The 19,626-nt window shown below is 72.4% G+C and carries 17 protein-coding genes and 1 riboswitch; of the genes, 7 read left to right on the forward strand and 10 right to left on the reverse strand.

Features of this window, described 5'->3' with window-relative positions; all coding sequences use genetic code 11:
* Positions 1 to 93 precede the first annotated feature (93 nt).
* Together AB0F61_RS03825 and AB0F61_RS03830 are read left to right on the forward strand one after the other, a co-directional pair.
* Positions 94 to 813, forward strand: coding sequence for a hypothetical protein (locus AB0F61_RS03825; RefSeq protein WP_357802999.1), 720 nt, complete (start codon positions 94 to 96; stop codon positions 811 to 813).
* Positions 814 to 895: 82 nt separating this feature from the next.
* Positions 896 to 1,858: a TAXI family TRAP transporter solute-binding subunit gene (locus AB0F61_RS03830; RefSeq protein WP_357803000.1), complete on the forward strand. Its 963-nt coding sequence runs from the start codon at positions 896 to 898 to the stop codon at positions 1,856 to 1,858.
* An 8-nt stretch (positions 1,859 to 1,866) separates the two neighbouring features.
* Here AB0F61_RS03830 and AB0F61_RS03835 read toward each other — a convergent pair whose 3' ends face one another.
* The 3 genes from AB0F61_RS03835 to AB0F61_RS03845 all read right to left on the reverse strand — a co-directional run bounded on the left by AB0F61_RS03835 (position 1,867) and on the right by AB0F61_RS03845 (position 4,362).
* On the reverse strand, positions 1,867 to 3,297 hold the full coding sequence (locus tag AB0F61_RS03835; RefSeq protein ID WP_357803002.1) for a HAMP domain-containing sensor histidine kinase: 1,431 nt from the start codon (positions 3,295 to 3,297) through the stop codon (positions 1,867 to 1,869).
* 9 nt (positions 3,298 to 3,306) lie between these two features.
* On the reverse strand, positions 3,307 to 3,963 hold the full coding sequence (locus AB0F61_RS03840; RefSeq protein WP_357803004.1) for a response regulator transcription factor: 657 nt from the start codon (positions 3,961 to 3,963) through the stop codon (positions 3,307 to 3,309).
* An 87-nt stretch (positions 3,964 to 4,050) separates the two neighbouring features.
* On the reverse strand, positions 4,051 to 4,362 hold the full coding sequence (locus AB0F61_RS03845) for a hypothetical protein (protein ID WP_357803006.1): 312 nt from the start codon (positions 4,360 to 4,362) through the stop codon (positions 4,051 to 4,053).
* Positions 4,363 to 4,475: 113 nt separating this feature from the next.
* On the opposite strand from AB0F61_RS03845, the gene AB0F61_RS03850 reads away from it, so the two are divergent.
* Positions 4,476 to 4,814, forward strand: coding sequence for a DUF952 domain-containing protein (locus AB0F61_RS03850; protein ID WP_357803007.1), 339 nt, complete (start codon positions 4,476 to 4,478; stop codon positions 4,812 to 4,814).
* A gap of 58 nt (positions 4,815 to 4,872) precedes the next feature.
* Here the strand turns inward: AB0F61_RS03850 and AB0F61_RS03855 are convergent, their stop codons facing one another.
* From AB0F61_RS03855 to AB0F61_RS03865, 3 genes are all read right to left on the reverse strand, one after another.
* The gene (locus AB0F61_RS03855; RefSeq protein WP_357803009.1) at positions 4,873 to 6,636 is read right to left on the reverse strand and encodes a CDP-glycerol glycerophosphotransferase family protein; all 1,764 of its coding nucleotides are present in this window, start codon (positions 6,634 to 6,636) and stop codon (positions 4,873 to 4,875) included.
* A 219-nt stretch (positions 6,637 to 6,855) separates the two neighbouring features.
* A complete protein-coding gene (locus tag AB0F61_RS03860) occupies positions 6,856 to 8,976 on the reverse strand; it encodes a DUF6077 domain-containing protein (RefSeq protein ID WP_357803011.1) in 2,121 nt (706 codons plus the stop codon).
* Positions 8,977 to 9,098: 122 nt separating this feature from the next.
* Positions 9,099 to 9,737 (reverse strand): TetR/AcrR family transcriptional regulator, encoded by a 639-nt coding sequence (locus AB0F61_RS03865; RefSeq protein ID WP_357803013.1) that lies wholly within the window; start codon positions 9,735 to 9,737, stop codon positions 9,099 to 9,101.
* A 178-nt stretch (positions 9,738 to 9,915) separates the two neighbouring features.
* Here AB0F61_RS03865 and AB0F61_RS03870 point away from each other — a divergent pair, with 178 nt between their 5' ends.
* From AB0F61_RS03870 to AB0F61_RS03885, 4 genes are all read left to right on the forward strand, one after another.
* A complete protein-coding gene (locus AB0F61_RS03870; protein ID WP_357803016.1) occupies positions 9,916 to 10,809 on the forward strand; it encodes an ABC transporter permease in 894 nt (297 codons plus the stop codon).
* 34 nt (positions 10,810 to 10,843) lie between these two features.
* Positions 10,844 to 11,620, forward strand: coding sequence for an ABC transporter ATP-binding protein (locus AB0F61_RS03875; RefSeq protein ID WP_357803226.1), 777 nt, complete (start codon positions 10,844 to 10,846; stop codon positions 11,618 to 11,620).
* Between the two features lie 145 nt (positions 11,621 to 11,765).
* Positions 11,766 to 13,283: a bifunctional cytidylyltransferase/SDR family oxidoreductase gene (locus AB0F61_RS03880; protein ID WP_357803017.1), complete on the forward strand. Its 1,518-nt coding sequence runs from the start codon at positions 11,766 to 11,768 to the stop codon at positions 13,281 to 13,283.
* Between the two features lie 34 nt (positions 13,284 to 13,317).
* Positions 13,318 to 15,006, forward strand: coding sequence for a CDP-glycerol glycerophosphotransferase family protein (locus AB0F61_RS03885; RefSeq protein WP_357803019.1), 1,689 nt, complete (start codon positions 13,318 to 13,320; stop codon positions 15,004 to 15,006).
* A gap of 32 nt (positions 15,007 to 15,038) precedes the next feature.
* On the opposite strand, the gene AB0F61_RS03890 is transcribed toward AB0F61_RS03885, so the two are convergent.
* The 4 genes from AB0F61_RS03890 to AB0F61_RS03905 all read right to left on the reverse strand — a co-directional run bounded on the left by AB0F61_RS03890 (position 15,039) and on the right by AB0F61_RS03905 (position 19,578).
* Complete coding sequence (locus AB0F61_RS03890) at positions 15,039 to 16,346, reverse strand: hypothetical protein (RefSeq protein ID WP_357803020.1); 1,308 nt, start codon at positions 16,344 to 16,346, stop codon at positions 15,039 to 15,041.
* Positions 16,347 to 16,419: 73 nt separating this feature from the next.
* Positions 16,420 to 17,166, reverse strand: coding sequence for an alpha/beta fold hydrolase (locus AB0F61_RS03895; protein WP_357803021.1), 747 nt, complete (start codon positions 17,164 to 17,166; stop codon positions 16,420 to 16,422).
* Between the two features lie 134 nt (positions 17,167 to 17,300).
* A complete protein-coding gene (locus AB0F61_RS03900) occupies positions 17,301 to 18,149 on the reverse strand; it encodes a C39 family peptidase (protein WP_357803023.1) in 849 nt (282 codons plus the stop codon).
* Between the two features lie 232 nt (positions 18,150 to 18,381).
* A riboswitch (cyclic di-AMP (ydaO/yuaA leader) is annotated at positions 18,382 to 18,523 on the reverse strand.
* A gap of 284 nt (positions 18,524 to 18,807) precedes the next feature.
* Complete coding sequence (locus AB0F61_RS03905) at positions 18,808 to 19,578, reverse strand: hypothetical protein (protein ID WP_357803025.1); 771 nt, start codon at positions 19,576 to 19,578, stop codon at positions 18,808 to 18,810.
* Positions 19,579 to 19,626 lie beyond the last annotated feature (48 nt).

A 19,626-nucleotide genomic window follows, 5' to 3' on the forward strand; every position in this document is an offset into this window, starting at 1 on the left:
GCAAGATTTGCTCAAGGCTGGGCCTGAGGAGTTCCGTAACCGCGGGTCAGGGGCCACGGTAGGGGAACCCAGACTCCGACGAGGGAGCCTTCGTTGACCCGCGAACCCGCCCTGCTCGACCGGCCGCGCTCGTCGGCACCGCCGCCCCCGCTGGACTGGCTGACGCTGGGCGACGCCTTCGAGGCCGCCTGCCTGCTGCGCTGCACCCCACCGCCGGCCGCCGCCCGGCCGAGCCCGGCGCGCGTACCGGGGGTGGAGTTCAACCGGGAGGACGCCGCGCAGCGGATGCGGCAGTTGCTCGCCCGGTTGGATATTCCGGTCAGGCACGAGGTGGCCGTCGGGGGCCTGCGCCGCCGCTACGAGCTGCACCGCCTCTGGGTGCCCCCGGAACGGCAGGGCGCGTACTCCCGGATGTTGGACGCGGGGTGGTGGCAGGGGCGGCGCGAGCTGCTCGGTGGGCCGCTCCCCGGCACCTCGCCGGCCCGGCGGCGGTTGGTGACCCGACTCGCGGCGGCGGCCTGGCGGTCGGCGCTGCTGGCCGCCGGACGACACGTCCGCCGGCACATCCTCGGCGTGCGGCTCGCCGACCGGGAGTTGGCCGCGGTGCTGATTCGCAGCGCTGCCGTGCTCGACGTGCCGGCCCGGCTGCGGGCGGGCACCGGCTGTTTCCTGGTCAGCGTGGCCGATGGCCCGGACCGGGCGCGGATCCTCAGCAACGCGGCGGTGGAGCCGGCGCGCGCGGCGACGCACGGCACGGTCCGGCCGGCAGGGCGGGCCGTGGCAGTGCCGCCGGCACATCGACCGGCCTGCTGAACGGCGCTCGGGCCACACCCGCTCGGCACACCCGCCGGCCCGGAGCTTGCGCGCACCGGTCCGACGGCGCACAGTGCACCGCGTGAGACGTACCTCCTCCAGCCGGCCCCGGCGTCCGCGCGCGGGGGCGGCGGCCCTGTTGACGGTGCTGCTGACCGCGACCCTGAGCGCCGCCGGTTGCCAGGACACCCCGGCCGAGCAGACGTCGATCCGGATCGCCACCGGCAGCCCCACCGCCGTCTACTACGCGTTCGGGCAGTCGCTGGCGGCCATCCTCAACCGGGAACTGCCCGACGTCCACGCCAGCGTCGTGATCACCGCCGCCTCGGCGGAGAACGTCAGACTTGTCGGGTCCGGCAGCGCGGAGCTGGGCTTCACCCAGGCCGACGTGCTCCCCACCAGCACAGCGGGAAGCCCCACCGTCAAGGCGATCGCCCGGGTGTACGACGACCAGCTACACCTGGTCACCACGGGCGGCGGCCCGGTTCGCACGCTCGCCGACCTGCGGGGCCGGCGAGTCTCCGTCGGCGCACCCGGATCGGGCACCGAGATCACCGCGACCCGGCTGCTGGAGGTGGCCGACCTCGGTGGCGACCAGGTACGCCGCCAGCGGCTCGGGCTTGACGACTCGGTGGCGGCGTTGCGCTCCGGGCAGATCGACGCGTTCTTCTTCTCCGGCGGGCTGCCGGTGCGGGGGATCGCGGACCTGGCCCGGCGCAGCGCCACCCGGATCGTGGACCTCAGCGAGTGGACCGAGCCGCTGCGCTCCCGCTACGGCCAGGTGTACGTCTCCCGGGACATTCCCCGTTCGGTCTACGGGGTGGACGCGGTGACCACGGTGGCCGACCCGAACTACCTGATCGTCCGCGCCAACCTGCCGGAGCCGTTGGTCCGGGAGGTGACCCGGCTGCTGATGGATCGGCGGGCCGAGCTGGCCGCCGCCCATCCCGCGGCGGGGCGGATGAGCCCCCGCTCGGCGATCGTGACGCCGCCACTGCCGCTGCACCCGGGCGCCGCCGCGTGGTACCGGGCGGACAAACCCTGACGGCGGCCCTACCTTGTCAGGGTGGGCCGCAGGTCGGTGGCCGGCTCGCCGTCCACCGGCTCCGCCGACGGCTCCGGGGCCGGGAACCACAGGGCCGCGACCAGCCCGCGCGACTCCCCCGGGCGCATGGTGAGCCGCCCGTCGGACGCGTCCACGAGCACGGCGGCGATGGTCAGGCCGAGCCCCGCGCCGTCCACGTTCTGCGCGTCCGGCGCCCGCCAGAACCGCTCGGTCGCCTGGCCGAGCTGACTCCCGGTCATACCCGGACCGGAGTCGCGCACCTCCAGGGCCACCCCGTTGTCGCGGCGGGCCACGGACACCGTCACCGCCCCGCCGGCCCCGCTGAACTTCACCGCGTTGTCGATGAGCGCGTCCAGCGCCTGGTCGACGGCGGTGGGCACGGTCTGTGCGTACGCCGGGGCGTCGGTGCTCGTCAACCGCAACGCGACCGAACGGTGCCGGGCCAGCGGCGCCCACGCGGCCACCCGGGACGCGGCCACCGCGGCGGCGTCCACGGTGACCCGCTCGTTCTCCTCCCGTTCGGCGCGGGCGAGGGTCAGCAGCGCGTCGAGCACCAACGCCAGCCGGTCGGTCTCCTCCAGGGCCAGCCGGTGCTCGGCTCGGCCCTCCGGGTCGGTGAGGCTGGGGCCCAGCTCCTCCACCCGGAGCCGCAGCGCGGTGAGCGGGTTGCGCAGTTGGTGGCTGGCGTGCGCGACGAAGGCGCGCTGCCGGTCCATCACGTCGGAGACCACGTCGGCCATGTGGTTGAAGCTGGCCGCGAGGCGACGTAGCTCCGGTGGGCCGAGGCGGTGCTGCACCCGGGCCCCCCGGTCGCCCTCGGCGATCTCGTGGGTGACCGCGTCCAGTTCGGTGACCGGGCGCAGCACCCAACCGGCCAGCCCGAACGCGGTGAGCACGCAGGCCAGCACGGCGAGCAGGCCGGCCAGGGCGAGCAGCGACCACCACGCGGCGACCTCCCGGCGGATCGGGTCGGCCGGGGTCACGATCACCACCGCGCCGAGCACCTCACCACCGTCGTTGATCGGCACCGCCACCACCACCGGGCCGGTCGTCCACGGCCAGACCGACTCCGGTGCGCTTGTCTGCTGCCCGGACAGCGCGATGTCGAGCACCGACGCGGTGCCCGGGGTGGGCCGCCACCTCGGTGACGAGACAGGTGTGCTCCGGTCCCGGTCGACGATCGCGGCACCGATCGCGTACAGGTTGTCGTAGCTGGTCAGCTCCGACTCGATCGGACCCGGCCCACCGTCGCGCAGCGCGGGCCCGGCCAGCGAGGCGAACCGGGTCGCGTCGGCGAGCCGGTCGGCCCGGACCTGTTCGGTCTCACGGCTGGCCATGGTGACCGCCAGCGGCGTCTCCAACGCGATGAGAACGAGCACCATCAGCAGCAGGTAGCTGATCACCAGTCGTCGACGCACGTCAGCCCCTCACGCGTCGCGTAGCCGGTAGCCGACGCCCCGGACGGTCTCCACCAGGCGGGCGTCGCCGAGTTTGCCGCGCAGGGACCCGACGTGCACCTCGACTGTGTGCCGGTCGGCCCAGGTGGTGCCCCAGGCGTCCAGCAGGATGCGGTCGCGGGGCACCGCCACCCCGGGCTGACGGGCCAGCGAGAGCAGTACGTCGAACTCCTTGCGGGTCAACGTGACGGCACGCCCGTCCACGGTCACCGTCCGCGCGGCCACGTCGATGTGCACCGAACCGGCCTGGATGAGATGCCGCTCCGGTGCGGCGTTCGCGGCCCGGCGCAGCACCGCCTCGATCCGGGCCTGCAACTCCACCATCGAGAACGGCTTGACGACGTAGTCGTCCGCGCCGAGACGCAGGCCCAGCACCCGGTCGCGTTCCTCACCCCGCGCGGTCACCGCGATGATGCCGAGCTGGCTGCTGCGCCGGCGCAGCTCCCGGCACAGGTCGGTGCCGTCCCCGTCGGGCAGGGTCAGGTCGAGCAGCACCAGGTCGCACGGGGCGGCGGAGAGCGCGGCGGCGACGGTGGCGGCGTGCTCGACCTCGTAGCCCCGGCGGGTGAGGGCGGAGGAGAGCGCGGCGGCCACCCGGCGGTCGTCCTCCACCAGCAGGATGCGCACCCGTGCCCCCGTCCATCGCAGCGCTGTTCTGCGAATGGTGGCAGAAGCGCACGCCCGGCGGAAAGCCGCGTGTCGGGTCGGACCCGGCTACAGACCGAAGACGTCGTCGGCTGTGGCGTCCCGGACGCCGTCGGTGAAGCCGCGGAAACCCGGGTCCTCGTGGCTGGCCGGCACGCTGGTGACGCTGACCCCGCTGGCCTGGGTGACCGCGTCGACCAGGGCCGGAAAGTCGATCTCGGCATCGTTGAAGGCGTCGTCGTCGGCCTCGGCCAGGTTGATCACGTGCTGTACGTCGTCGGACGACGTGTCCGGGTCTTCGGCCCACTCGCCGCCGGCCTGGTAGCACTCGTCGTACAGCGCGCGCTGGCTGTCGGTCCAGTCGTCGTCGTAGCTCTGCATCGTCCATCCCCTCCGCGGCCCTTGACCTGAGCATGCCCGGCGGGGGGCGACGGGCGCGGCGGTACCGGCGAAAACCGGGCGAGCGCGCCGAGGGCACCCCCTAGGCTGCGGTGGTGATCTACAAACTGTTGTCGACCACGGAATGGGACGACGCCCTCGCCGCCGGCGCCTTTTCCGGCTCGGCCGTGGACCGGCAGGACGGGTTCATCCACCTCTCCGGGGCGGACCAGGTGGTGGAGACGGCGCGGCGGCACTTCGCCGGCGCGACCGGGTTGACCCTGTTGAGCGTGGCCGAAGAGCGGTTGGGTGACGCGCTGCGGTGGGAACCGTCCCGTGGTGGGCAGTTCTTCCCGCACGTGTACGGCCCGCTGCCGGTCGCGGCGGTCGTCGCGGCGCAGGCCCTGCCGGCGGACACTCCGGCCGCCGACGCGGTGGCCGCCCTGCTGGGCTGAGACGGTCGCGCCCGGCCCGAACGGTGTCGGGCCGGGCGCGCAACGCGGTACGGGCCGCTCAGCGGCAGAGGCGGGCGATCTCCTCCTGGAACCGGTCCATCGGGTTCGCCTCGGCCGGGCCGAGCAGGTAGGTCTTCAGCTCCCGCCGGGCCTCGGTCATCGGGTCGTCGCCGGCCCGGGTCAGCGCCACGATCTTCTCCAGCTCGCCGCAGTCCTTGGAGAGCAGGTACGCGGCCCGAGCCGTCGGGTACTCCCGGCGGAAGTCGTCCTCGGACAGGCCGGCGGGGTTGGCCACCACGTACGGCCGCTGACTCTGCACGAAGTCGGAGACCACACTGGACACGTCGCTGATCAGCAGGTCGGTCTGGTTGAAGCAGTCGAACAGCGCCGGCGTACGGCCGGTGACCACCAGGTGCGCGGTGCCGTCCAGGGAGGACGCGTTCGGGTCACCGCCGGCGGCGCGGATGGCCGCCACGATCCGGTCGTGCACGGCCCTGGCCGCCCGGGACCGCGACCCGGTGAGCGGGTGCGGCTTGTAGATCAGACGCAGGCGGGGCGTCGTGGCGAGCAGCCCCTTGACGATCCGCTCGCCCATCAGCACCAGCGAGGTGTGGTACGGGTCGTCGTCGAGCCAGCCCTCCCAGGTGGGGGCGTAGAGCACTGTGAACTGCCGGTCCACCGACTCGGCGCCGAAGGTGTGCACCCCGGCGAGCTGCGGGCGGCCGATCTCGACGATGTCCGAGTCGAGGACCCCCACACCGGCGCGGGCGTAGCGCTCCCGGCCGGCCAGGCCGGCGACCCAGACCTCGTCGTACACCTTGCTGTACGGGTTGACGCTCGCCTGCTTGTCGCTGTCGCCGTGCCCCACGAAGACGTGCTTGGTGCCCGGCTCACGGAGCATGTGGATGTTCGCGCCGACGTTCGCGGAGTAGAGCGCCGCCCGGATGCTGCGCAGATCGAGGTTCATGAAGTCGACACCGGTCGGTACGCAGATCACCGGCAGCCGGGTGTCGGCCAACTCCAGGAACGCGTCCCGGCTGCGCAGCAGCACCACCGCGCGCTGCTGGAGCGCCTCGGTGGGGGCGAGCCACATGTTGGCCTGGTAGACGTCCTTGGCCGGCCCGGCGAAGTAGAGCGCCACCTCGGGCCGGTAGCTGTCCAGCCAACGCTGCACGGCGGGCAGCAGCGGGCCCTCCCCGGTGCTGCGGCCCCGGCCGCGCAGCCAGGTCAGCGCGGTGATGGCGCCCACCACACCTGTCGCCACGACCGCCACCGCGGCGGCGGCGAAGAACGGCGTCGGGTCGTGCTGCACCGCGGCGGCCACGGCGGCCGGCACCAGCAGCAGGTTGAGCAGTGGCATCCGCTCACCGGCCACCGCCGCCACCCAGGCCGGCAGTTGGGGAGCGGAGCGCAGCTCGCCCAACTCGATGTTGCGCACCATGGCGGAGAGCGGGTTACGACGCTCGATCATGATGGAGAGCGCCCCGGCGAAGACCGACACGACCCACACCGCGGCCGGCAGGGCCAGCAGCAGGGTCAGCTCACCGCCGCTGAGCCGCACCTCGGCGGCGACAAGCAACACGGCCGCGAGGTCCCGGGTCAACTGCCGGTACGACCAGTGCAGGCCCACCTTCTCCAGCAGCAACTGCGACGGGGGTGAAAAGCGGGCGACGGCGAACTCGCCGATGATGGCGGCGAGTCCGGCGATGGCGAACAGGCCGATCCAGCCGAATACGCCACCGACGAGCATGACCAGGTAGGCCAGTACCAGTAGCGCACTGTGGGCGGCCACTCCGAGGCGTCCTGTCAACGTGCCGAACAAACGAGTTCGCTCCCTACGAGATTTCGTTGCGGGCTGCGCCCGTGATGGGTCGACGTCACTCCCCCGTAGCGCAGCGGGTCAACCGCAGCCGGCTGCGCATGACTGCGACCTTAACGCGAAGGGACAGCTCGGTGTCGCTCGGGTATCCCGCACCATTTCGGTCAAAGTCGCGCGCCCGACCCCGCCCCGGCGTGCGGCGCTCGGCAACGGGCGCAGCCCTCAGCCGGCCCGACCGAAGCAGGTCATCGCCCCGGGCGCCTTGCGTGTGGCGAACTCCTGGTAGCCGAGCTGCGGCGCGGTGTCGCGGGCGTAGTGGTTGCCGTTGTAGACGCAGATGGTGCCGACGTCCAGGCGGTCGAGTGCCGGCGTCAACTCGGCCGGCGACGGGCTGGTCGTGCCGTCGGCGAACTCGGCCAGCAGCAGCCGGTCCATGGCGAACTGGGAGCTGAGGTCGTACTCGACGAGGTAGAAGTCACGGGGCAGGACGACCCGCACCTCGCTGGTGACGACCGGCAACGTCCGCATGATTGTCTTCGGCGCGAGCAGCATGCCCTGCGGGCGGTCCAGGCCCTTGATCCAGAAGGCGATCGCCTGCCGCTGCTGCGGAAGCTTCCAGGTGGGGCGCTCGTGCACGTCGACCCAGCTCTTCGGCGACCACATCGGGGTGGCGAACAGCGCGAACGAGGCGACCAGCAGCACCGCGATCCCGCCGGCCGCCGTGCGGTACAGGGCCGGTCTCGGCGTCGGCACGCGTACGGTGCTGAGCAGACCGATGAGCGTCGGCAGGGCGAGCAGCCACGGTACGCGCCAGAGCACCACCGAGATCCCACTCAACGCACTCATCACCTCGAGCACGCCGGGCACGAACATCACGCTCAGCGCCAGAGTGGCACCGGCGGCGAGCAGCGCGGGCGTACGCCGACGGGCGAGCAGTGGGCCACACCACAGCGCCAGACCGCTGATCACCCCCACCACCCCGAACAGCAGGGTCCGTCGGTAGGTGTACGCCGCGTCGAAGAAGGCGTCGTCCGCGCCGGCCGCGGTCATCCCGCCGAGCAGCAGGCGGGAGACCACGAGCGAGCCGATCGGGTACGCGAGGGCGGCGACGGCCGCGACGACGGCGTCCTTCCACCGGCCGACCAGCAGCATGGCGAAGCCGGCCGCGCCGACAAGCATCGGCAGGATGATCGCCGCGGTGTTGGTGAGGCCGATCGCGGTGATCGAGAGCGCCACGATGAGCACCAGGCTGCGCCGCGACCGGTTGTCGAACCACTCGGTCAGGTAGAGCCACATCAGCGGAATGACAGCCGAGACGAACATCCCCTTGCCCTCGTGCAGCCGCAGGAGGTGGAACGTGCCGAGTGCGGCGTCCCCGCCGGCGACGAGGTACAGGTACGCGATCGCCACGGCGAAGGCGAGCATCGGACGGCGCGGCGCCCACCGGTGCGTCAGCCGCCAGAGCGCCAGCGCCGCGAGCACCGCCATGATCGGCAGCAGCACGTACCAGAGGGCCGAGCTGGCGTGGATGCCGACGACGTTGGCGAACGCGCCGTCGAAGACCTCGATCGACGGGATCGGCGGCTGCGAGCCCATGGCCGGCAGCACGTTCTCGGAGAACAGGAAGTCGTTGATCGGGATCAGGTCGCGCTCGGCGATCCAGACCGACTTGCCGACGTAGTAGACGTCGTCCGGGGTGTTGCGGGCCATGAAGAACGAGGAGATGCCGACCGCCACCGAGACGACGAGCGCGAACACCGACTGCCCCGCGGTGGGTGCCGGGGCGACGGTGGCGGACACCGGGCCGCTCAGCCAGGCCCGGCGCACCAGCAACATCACGCCGATCGCCGCGAGCAGGCCGGTCACCGCCGGAATCCACCACCAGACGGTGACCTTGGGCCCGGCGACAACACCCGCGGAGACGGCGGCCACGGCGGCGGCGCCAAGCACCCCGATCAGCAGGCGGCGGTCGACGGCGGGCCGCGCGGCGTCCGGCTCGGCCGGCGCACTGTCGACAGGCGTCGCCGGCTCGGTGACGGCCGGGGTGCCGGCGAGCCGGCGGCGGGCGCGCAGCAGGACCACTACCGCGAGCACCACGCAGGCCACCAGCCAGATCCGGAAGGTCACCGACGGACGCAGGTCACCCAGGAAGGCCAGGTGGTAGATCACTGTGAAGAGCGCGAACGCGAGCACGGCACCATCGGTGAGCACCGCTGGGGCGACGGCCACCAGCGTGCGTACCCGGGACATCGCCGCGCGACGGCCGACTGGACGGGATGCCGGCGCGGGCCGTGTCGGGTCCGGGTCGGCGGGCGCTACGGCGATGCTGTCGACGTTGGCCACGGTCGTCCTTACTCGTCAGACGGATGAGGGTTTCGGCGCGGTGCCGGCCGGGTGTCCGGGGGCAGCGTAGCGGAATCGGACAGCGCGACAGTTGCTGCGGGCGGCGGAGTGTCGGACGCTGGTCAACCCGATATCGGGGCTGCTCGGGGACGGGGTAGGGCGCTGTCGGCGCCGAGCCCGGCGGCGACGGATTCGACCAGGTTGTCGAGGTAGCTGTCGGTGAGCGGGAGGCGGGCGATGGCCAGCCGCCAGTAGAGCGGGCCCACGATGAGGTCGATCGCCGCGTCCGGGTCGGTGTCGGTGGGCAGTTCGCCGCGCTGCACGGCGCGGGTGACCAGGCGACCGCCGATCTCCTGCTGGCGGGCGTGCAGCACCTTCCGCAGGGTCGCGTCGATGCTGGGGTTACGCGCCGCCTCGGCCAGCAGGTCCGGGATGATCTGCGACGCCAGCGGGTGGCGCAGCGCGCGTGCCACCGCCTGGAACAGCAGGGCGAGGTCACCGCGCAGGGTGCCGGTGTCCAGGGCCGGCAGCTTGCCGTGGGCCGCCGCGGCGACGATCTCCAGCACCAGGTCGAGCTTGGAGTTCCAGCGCCGGTAGATGGCCGTCTTGCTGACACCGGCGCGACGCGCCACCGCCTCGATGGAGAGCCGACCGTAGCCGACCGCGGCGAGCTCCTGCATCAGCGCACGCCGGATGGCCGTGGTGATCTCCCCACGGAGCACTGCCGCGCCGGCCGGGGCACGCCTCTTCTCGGTCGTCACCAGGGACTCTTATCGCAGGTCACGGTGCCCAGGGTAGCGCAACGACGATACGGTTGCGTCCCGACGTGTTTCGGACTACTGTCCACGCAGCGACGAGGCGGCGCCCCGCGCACATCTCCCACTAGGATTCCATCGTCGCGAGCCACCCGTCTGCACGAAAGATCGGAGCGCCATTTCCATGGCCACCACCGCGCTGGTCGACCCCGACACGGGCCTGACCCAGGCGCAGCTGGCCGCTCGGCACGGGCTACGGGTCGCCGGTGAGCGACCGACCCTCGTCGAGTACAGCCGCCAATTGTGGGCCTACCGGCACTTCATCGCCGCGTACGCCAACGCCAAGCTTGTCGCCTCGTACAGCAACGCCAAGCTGGGCCAGCTCTGGCAGGTGCTCACCCCGCTGACAAACGCGGCGGTCTACTACCTGATCTTCGGGGTGGTGCTGGCGCAACAGGAGATCCCGAACTTCATCGCCTACCTCACCACCGGGCTGTTCATCTTCAACTTCACCCAGAGCGCGGTCCTGGCCGGCACCCAGTCGATCAGCAGCAACCTCGGGTTGATCCGGGCGCTGCACTTCCCCCGGGCCAGCCTGCCGCTGTCCACCACGCTCACCCAGTTCCAGCAGCTACTGGCCTCGATGGTGGTGCTGATCGGCATCGTGCTGGTCACCGGCGAGCCGATCACGCTGGAGTGGTTGCTGCTGGTGCCGGCCCTGGTCCTGCAGGCGGTGTTCAACGCCGGCGTGGTGCTGCTGGTGGCCCGGATGGGCGCCAAGGCCAGCGACCTCAAGCAGGTCATGCCGTTCGTCCTGCGCACCTGGATGTACGGCTCCGGCGTCCTCTACAGCGTCAGCCTCTTCGAGCGGCTGCCCGGCTGGGCGACGACGCTCGTGCAGTACAACCCCATGCTCGTCTACATCGAGTTGGCCCGGTACGCGCTGCTTGACAACCCGCCGCTGCTCAACGAGTCGCTGACCCAGCTCTGGCTGGTCGGTGGCGGGTGGGCGCTGGTCGCCGGGATCGGCGGGTTCATCTACTTCTGGCGCGGCGAACAGGAGTACGGCCGTGGTTGAGCACTTCGAGGCCTCCACCGAGGCGACCGCGACGATGACCGCGGCCCAGGAGCGCATCCCGACCGTGGTGGTCGACGACGCGCACATCATCTACCGGGTGCACCAGGGCGCCGCCGGTGGCACCACTCCGGTGGCCGCGCTGCGCCGGCTGGTCAAGCGCACCAACGCGCCGAACGTCCGGGAGGTGCACGCGGTCAAGGGGGTCTCCTTCACCGCGTACCGGGGCGAGGCGATCGGGCTGATCGGCAGCAACGGCTCCGGCAAGTCCACCATCCTGCGGGCCATCGCCGGCCTGCTGCCGGTCAACCGGGGCGCGATCCACACCCAGGGGCAACCGTCGCTGCTGGGCGTGAACGCCGCCCTGCTCAACGACCTCTCCGGCGAGCGCAACGTCACCCTGGGTTGCCTGGCCATGGGGATGCACCCGGACGACGTGGCCAAACAGGCCGCGGGGATCATCGAGTTCTCCGGGATCAACGAGCGGGGCGACTTCGCCAGCCTGCCGATGCGGACGTACTCCTCGGGCATGGCGGCCCGGCTGCGGTTCTCCATCGCCGCCGCGAAGAAGCACGACGTGCTGCTCATCGACGAGGCGCTCGCCACCGGTGACAAGGGCTTCCGCAAACGCAGCGAGCAGCGGGTGCGGGAGCTGCGGGAGGGCGCGGGCACGGTGTTCCTCGTCAGCCACCAGCTCTCCTCCGTCCGGGACACCTGCGAGCGGACGATCTGGCTGGAATCGGGCGTGCTGCGGATGGACGGGCCCACCGACGAGGTCATCCGGGCCTACGAGGCGTACGCGAACAGCAAGTAGATCGCCGGCGAACAGCCGGCATCGACACGGCCCCATGGACCGCGTCGCCCGCGTTGGGGCGGCGCGGTCCGCGCGTTAAGGTTCATTCCGTCGCCGCTCGGGCGGAACCTTCCGTTAACGCATCCCTGAGAGTGAGGATCCGGCAATGACGCAGGACCAGACCACTGGCCCGGACGCCGAAGCGGAGACCCCGACGCCGTGGCGGCCCTCGCGGACGGTGGCCGTGGTTCTGGCCGGAGGCACCGGGACCCGCCTGGGCCTCGGCATCCCGAAGCAACTGCTGAAGATCGCCGGCAAGCCGATCATCGAGCACACCCTGGCGGTCTTCGAGGCGGCGCCGGAGATCGACGAGATCATCGTGCTGATGGCGACCGGGCACGTCGACGACGCCCGGCAGATCGTCGAGAAGGCCGGCCTGCGCAAGGTCACCAAGGTGATCGAGGGTGGTGACACCCGCAACGCCACCACCCGGATCGCGCTGGACGCCGTCGGCCCGGCGGACTGCAACATCCTCTTCCACGACGCGGTGCGCCCACTGCTCAGCGGGCGGATCGTGCGCGAGTGCGTCAACGCGCTGTGGACCTACGACGCCGTGGACGTGGCCATCCCGTCCGCGGACACGATCATCCAGGTCGACGACAACGACTGCATCACCGACATCCCGGTGCGCTCCCGGCTGCGCCGCGGGCAGACCCCGCAGGCGTTCCGCTCCCCCACCATCCGCGAGGCGTACCGGATCGCCGAGGGTGACCCGAACTTCGCCGCCACCGACGACTGCGGTGTGGTGCTGCGCTACCTGCCCGGCACCCCGATCAAGGTGATCGACGGCTCGGACGAGAACATCAAGGTCACCCACCCGGTCGACGTGCACCTGGCGGACAAGCTCTTCCAGCTCGCCGCGGCGCAGGCGCCCCGGCTGACCGACCACCGCGGCTACAGCGAGGAGCTGACCGGCCGCACCATCGTGGTGTTCGGCGGCAGCTACGGCATCGGCCACGAGCTGACCGAGCTGGCCCGGCGCTACGGCGCCCAGGTCTTCCCGTTCAGCCGTTCCAGCACCGGCACCCACGTGGAGCGGGCCGCCGACGTCGAGGCGGCACTGACGACCGCCTTCGAGGCCACCGGCCGGATCGACCACGTGGTGGTCACCGCCGGCATCCTGGAGAAGGGCGCCCTCGCCGAGATGGACGAGGAGACGATGGACCGGCTGCTCCAGGTCAACTTCGTCGGCCCGGTGACCATCGCCCGTCAGGCGCTGCCCTACCTCCAGCAGACCAAGGGCCAACTGCTGCTCTACACGTCCAGCTCCTACACCCGGGGGCGGGCCCGCTACGCGCTCTACTCGGCCACCAAGGCGGCCCTGGTCAACCTCACCCAGGCACTCGCCGACGAGTGGGCCGACGTGGGCGTCCGCGTCAACTGCATCAACCCGGAGCGGACCGCCACGCCGATGCGTACGCGGGCCTTCGGCGAGGAGCCGGAGCACACCCTGCTCGCCGCCGAGGCCGTCGCCCAGTCGTCACTGGACGTGCTGATCTCCGACCTGACCGGCCAGGTCATCGACGTACGCCGGGCACCTGGCGACGGGCCCACGCCGAGCGTGCCGGCCCAGACCGGGCCGGGTCAGGTCGCCGCGCCGGCCGGCGCGACGTCGACGAACTGACACCTACCGGCGGCGGAACCACGAACGGAGCGACATGCGCGGCGACCTGGTCCGAAAGCTGGCCGCCCGGTGCCTGAGCACCGGGTTGGCAGTGCTGGCCTTCGTCGTGCTGGCGCTCACCGGCGCCACCGGCTGGGGGCTGGCGCTCGCCGTCGCCGCGCTGGCCGCCTCGGCCGCCGAGCAGCGGATCCGGCCCAACGCCGACCTCGTCGCGGAGACGACGCTCATCGCCGCCGCGATCCTTGTCGGTTACTCCCGGCGGCTGGATGACGGGCTCGACCTCACGCTTGTCGCCACCGCCCTGGTCCTGCTGGGGTTGGTGCTGCTGGTGGGGCCCCTGCGTACCGCCGGCAACCTGGAGATCCGCACGGCGAACCTGCCGGTGCGGGCCTGGACGCCGCTGATCGCCGACCGGCTCGGCACCACCCTGCTCGGGCTGCTCGCCGTCCTGGCGCTCGCCGCCGCGCTCACCCTGCCGGCCGGCGTGGCGTTGGCCGCGAGTCTGCTGGTCGGCGCGGGCACCGGGGTGGTCGCCCTGGACCTGGCCCGGCGACGGTTCCGGCCGGGAACCGGTGGCGGGCCGGTGGCTCGGGCGCTGCGCCGGCACCAGCCGGAGTTCCTGCTCTACTTCTCCGCGCCGCCCGGCTCGGAATACCAGGTCACCATGTGGCTGCCGTACCTGGAACGGATCGGCCGGCCGTTCCTGGTCATGCTGCGCGAGCCGGAGTTCCTGGCCCCGATCGCCGCGGCCACCGACGCCCCGGTGGTCTACTGCCCCACCCTGCGGGCGATGGACGAGGCGCTGGTGCCGAGCCTGCGGGCCGCGTTCTACGTCAACCACGGGGCGAAGAACAGCCACTGCATCCGCTTCACCCAGCTCACCCACGTCCAGTTGCACCACGGCGACAGCGACAAGGCGCCGAGCGCCAACCCGGTGTCCGGGATCTTCGACCGGATCTTCGTGGCCGGCCCGGCTGCGATCGACAGGTACGCCCGCGCCGGCGTGCAGATCCCCGCTGACAAGTTCGTGGTGGTGGGCCGCCCGCAGGTGGAGTCGATCGAGGTACGCCCCGAGCCGGCCCGGGGGTTGGCGCACCCGACGGTGCTGTACACCCCGACGTGGACCGGGCACCACGCCGACGCCGACTACTGCTCACTGCCGGTGGCCGAGGGGCTGCTGCGTCGGCTGTTGGAGCGCGGCGCGACGGTGATCCTGCGGGCCCACCCGTACACGACGCAGAACCCGGCCTCGGCCCGCCAGTTGGGCCGGCTGACCGAGGTGCTCGTCGCCGACCGGGCCCGCAGCGGACGCCAGCACGTGGTCGGCGCGGCGGCTCGGGAGCTGAGCCTGACCGAGTGCGTGAACCGGTCGGACGCGCTGGTCTCCGACGTGTCCGGGGTGATCTCGGACTACCTCTACTCCAGCAAGCCGTACGCGGTCACCGACATGGGCGACGAGGGCGACCGGTTCGCCGAGCGGTTCCCGCTGGCCGCGTCGGGTTACGTGCTGCGTCGGGACCTGTCCAACGTGGACGAGGTGCTGACCGCGCTGCTGGACACCGACCCGCTGGCCGCGGAACGCTGGGCCACCCGCCGCCGTTACCTGGGTGACTTCCCCGCCGAGTCGTACGCCGAGGCGTTCCTGGGCGCGGCCCGCCGAGAGCTGGAGCCGGTGGAGGACCCCGCGGCCGAGCGTTCGCCGCAGCTCTCCCCCCTCGCCTGAGCCGGGCTGTCGGGCCAGCCAAGCGCTGACAGCTAGCTGAGTCCGAGCCGGTATCCGGCGTTCAGCTCGATCCGGACGATGCCGTCCGTGCCGGCCGGCGCGTGCCATTCGGCCGTCGCGACACCGTCGGCCGACTCGGGGAGCGACGACTCCCACGGCTGGAGTTCGGAGGAGGCGACGACGATCCGCAGCACCTCCTCGGCGCTCATCAGCGTGGCCCCGAGGTGTGCCACGATCCTCAGTCGCCCGTCGGCGAGGGTCTCGCTGCTGATCGACTCGATGTCCTCGTCGTCGATCCCGACGACGTCCCGGACGATGGCCGCCGCGTCCGCGACCGGGTCGGCGACGTCGACCGACAGCACGACCCGTACGGCGTCTCGCAACGCCTCCTCGATCGCGCTTGTCAACTCGGCCTCGTCCGGACCGTCCTCATCCCGGCCTCGGAGCACCATCTCCCGGGTCTCCACCGGCCGGTCGACCGGCCCCGGGTCGAACGGGTCGATCCCGGTCCGCACGTACAGCGCCTCGACCGTCGGCGCTTCGCTGAGCGGACGGTTCGCCTCCATCGCCGCCACCATCCAGGTGCCGAGCGGTGACCTGCGCAGGTGCCCCGTCAGTGATCCGAACTCGGCGGCCAGGGCGTCCACCCCGGCCCCGAAGGGAGCCTGCGGTGACACCTCGACCAGCGGCAGCACCAGGAGCAGGGCCAGACCCCAGACGCCGCCCCCGTCGACCGTCACCGGGTGGAGGTCGACGGACCACACGTCCGGCCGCCCCAGCAGTGGAAGACAGCGGACCACTGCGGTGTCGAGATCCGGGGCCGTCAGCCGGGCGTGCACCCGGGCCACCACATCGTCGTCGGACGCCGCCGCCGGCAGTCGCCTGACCCGTCGCCGGACGGACACGACGGATTCGTCGGCGGGCAGCCACTCCGGCGGGTCCCACCACTCCTCTGCCGTGTCACCGACCGCGCAGATGGACACGCAGATCGGCGTCACCCCGTCGGTCGTCCGCTCCCGGCCGGCCGCGAAGCCCGTCGGGTGGCCCGCCGCCGACTCCTCGACGTCCAGGTCGCCACGGCCCCACCGAAAGCGTTCCAGCAGCGGAGCGGCCACCTGGCGCACCGCCTCCCCACCGGACGCCGACGGGGCGGCCGGCGTCAGCGTGAGGTCCAGGTTCACCCCGCTGCGCGGGCCGTCGACCTCGGTTCGGGACGCCTCGAGGCTCACCGCGCCGAGCGACGCGAAAAGCGGCCGGCAACGACGCGCCGCGTCGTCGAGTCGGGCGTCGACGACGTTCAGGCTCACTGTGGTGGTCAGGGTTTGCTCGACAGTGGACATCAACGCGGGATCGTATGCGCCGGGGTGGGGCGGCACTACCGTTTTTCCCGTCGCCGAACACCCGCGACGAGGCTCAGCGGTACGGGTCGAGCAGGGCCAGCACCGCCGCCGGGTCCTCCACGTGCGCGTTGTGCCCGAGACCGGGCAGCGTGGCGACCGGTACGCCGTACTCCTTGAGCTGCGCGTCGGTGACCATCGGGTCGTGCTCACCCCGCGCCAGCAACACCGGCACGTCGGTCAGCGCCAGCAGGGCGGTCAGATCGGGCTCGCCGACGGCGAAGGCGTTCGGATCCATGGCGAGACGCCACCGGCCGTCGACCTGACGAAGCCCGGCGTCCACCACCGGGTGGTCCGGCGGGAGCAGGCCGGCCAGGCCGGAGACGCGCAGGTAGCGACGGGCCGCCTCGGTACGGCTGGCGAACCAGCTCACCGGGCGGGCGGCCAGCTCGGCGGCGCGTTCCAACTCGGCGGGTGACCAGAGCGCTTTGATGCCCAGCCCGACCACCGCGTCCACCGGCATCCCGGCGTCGCGCGCGGCCAACGCGAGGCCGAACACGCCACCCAGCGAGTGCCCGAGCACGACGAGCCGGTCGTCGGGGGCGAGGGCCTGCGCGATCCGCTGGGCGAAGCCGGCGAAGGAGTACGACGGCAGCGGCGGCGCCCAGCCGTGACCGGCCAGGTCCGGCGCCAGCCACCGCCCGGGCCAGTGTTGTTCCAGGTGGGGCGCCCAGGGCAACCACACGTCGCCGGTCGCCCCCATCCCGTGCAACAGCAGCAGGACCGGCCGTCGACCGGCGTGACCACCCGATTCATCCACCACGGCCGCAGTCTCCCACGGTTCACGGTCAGGTACGAGAGTCGTCGACGGGGGCGTACCCCGGGATCGGCGGGAGAGACGCCGCGGGCGCCGACCCCTCGTGAGGGACGGCGCCCGTGGCGGTATGCGTGCCTGGGTCAGGCGGAGTAGCCCCGGCTGGCGATCCAGTTGGCCAGGTCGATGGTGGTGATCCAGTACGACGGGTCGGCCGGGTTCGCCGAGTCGGCGATGCGCACCGTGCGGCCGTTGTCCTTGTAACCCACGACGGCGATGTAGTGCCCGCCGCCGTAGGAGTGCCAGCCGCCGTCGGTGTCGGTGGCGTCCCCGACGACGTTGGCGACCACGCCACGGCCGTCGGTGATGGCCTTGACCACGTCGGCCTGGAGGCGGTCCATCTGCGCCGGGCTGGGCGCGCCGGCGAACATCCGGGTCCGGTACGGGGAGCCCTTCACCTCGGCGTTGAGCACCCGGGTGGTGTCCTCGGCCGAGTTGGTGCCCATCTCGGTGGTGCCCAGCTCGGCGCCGAGCTCCTCCTGGGTGCGGTCGATCCCGGTGGCGCTCAGTGCGTTGCGGGTGGCCGCCGGACCGCAGTTGTAGTAGGTGTTCTGCGCCTCGTACTCGTAGTCGAGCACCTTGGTCGCGGGCGGCTTCGGCCGCTCCGGCCTGCGGGTCAGGTCCGGGTTGCTGCTGGCCTTGGCGGCGGGCGAGGCGGCGCTGGTGGCCGGGGCGGCGCTGGCCGCCGCGGCGCTGGCCGACGGGGAGGCGTCGCGCGCCTCGCCACGGGAGGCGGCGACGCCGCTGCGCATCTCGGCGACAGTGGTCGCGGTGCGCTGGCCGGCCGGCGCGTCGTCGGTGGTGGCGAGCAGGGTGCCGGTGGTGGCGGCGATCACGAGGGCCGCGGCGGAGGCGGCGACGATCTGGTACGGGCGCTCGCTCGTGATGCGGCGGAGCTGGCGCTGAAGGGTGTGCTTCACGGGGTCCTCCACGGATCGGGGGGAGAGCGGCACACCGGGGCCGGACCGGTATCCGGGCAGCCGTCAGCGCGCGGACGATGGTCCGCGGATGGTGAACCGCTCAGGGGAACGCCCGGCGTGGCCGGGCGGTTAGGCGATGACCCGGGGGGTCAGCTCACCGTCACGTGACGGATGAGCGGGGGCACCGCTGCGCCGTGGAGGCGAGGGAACAGCCGAGGGGTGGAGAGGTGCTGCACGAGGATGGAACTCCTTCCGACACCGCCTACCGGGTTAGCTGACGGATTCGGGCGGGAAGATCGCCCTACCGCGGGCCGTGGCTCGCGGATTCACCCCGGACTTACTGATGGGTCCCCGGTTCGTTCATCACGATTGAGCGGGTCGGCGCGGCGTCGCCTCTTGCGATCGGTTACCGCACCGGACGGGACGACACTACTGGCCCGTTCACACCCTGCCAAGCCAGGTTCACCTGCGTAAACCCGAATCGGCGCGGCAATTTCTGCGCGTCTTGCCGATGATGTGACTCGATGGGACAAGCGGTTACGGTGACGCCTATGGGCGACAACCGGACAGCTCGCCGATATCGCGGTCACAATTCCGGGAAAAATAGCGCCGAACGTGCCGCGCGCCCGAATTCGGAATCCCGTGACCGGGCTCACATAACGGATCGGGCTCAACCCGCCCGGGCCGGGCGCCAGCGTGCCACGACGGCGGGACGGGCCGCCCCGCGCACCAGTCGGCGGGCGGGCGCGGGGGTCGGCCGCAGCCGGGCCGCTGCCGCCCACGCCTCCTCGGCAAGGGCACGCGCCGACTCGGCGGCCAGTTCCGCAGCCCGCCAGGCGGCCCGCTCCGCGGTGGCGGCGGCCTGGTGGTCGGCCCGTCTCGCGTCCCGGATCGACCGGCTGAGCAGCGCTTCCTGCTCGACCGGGTGCCGCCGGGGATCCCAGCCGTGCCGGTGCCCGAACACGTCGCTGAGCTGCGCCATGCTCAGGTCGCCCCGCCAGTACGCCGCCGTCGCCGCGCGGTGCAGGTAGCGCTCCCGGGCGGCGTATTCAGCGGGGGTGCGAGGAGTGTCGGGGGTGGGCAGCGCCCCGGCCCCCGCGAAGCGGCGCGCCGCGGTGTCCGCCTCGTCGTACCGCGCCCAGGCGCGTTCGGCCGCTTCCTGACTGGCCAGCCAGGCATCGCGTCGCCGCCGGGCCGTCCGGGCCGCGCCGGCCGCGGCGACGGCCACCTCCTCGGCGTACCGGCGCCTGTCGACGATCTCGGCCGCGGCCACCTCCCGCGCGGTCGGTGCGGCCGGGGACGGGTCGTCGGTGGGCCGGTCCCGTTCGGGCCGGGCGACAAGCACGGCGAGCATGCCGAGCGCCAGCAGGAGCAGGGCCGACCAGATGGCAGCGGCCTGCGGTACCTCGGTTACGAACTGGTAGAAGACGGCAGTCTCCATGGTCGGCACCTCGCGGAGGAAGCAGAGCGATGGGGAGCCCCGCCGGCC

The organism is Micromonospora sp. NPDC023888, assembly GCF_040639415.1.
Lineage (GTDB): Bacteria > Actinomycetota > Actinomycetes > Mycobacteriales > Micromonosporaceae > Micromonospora.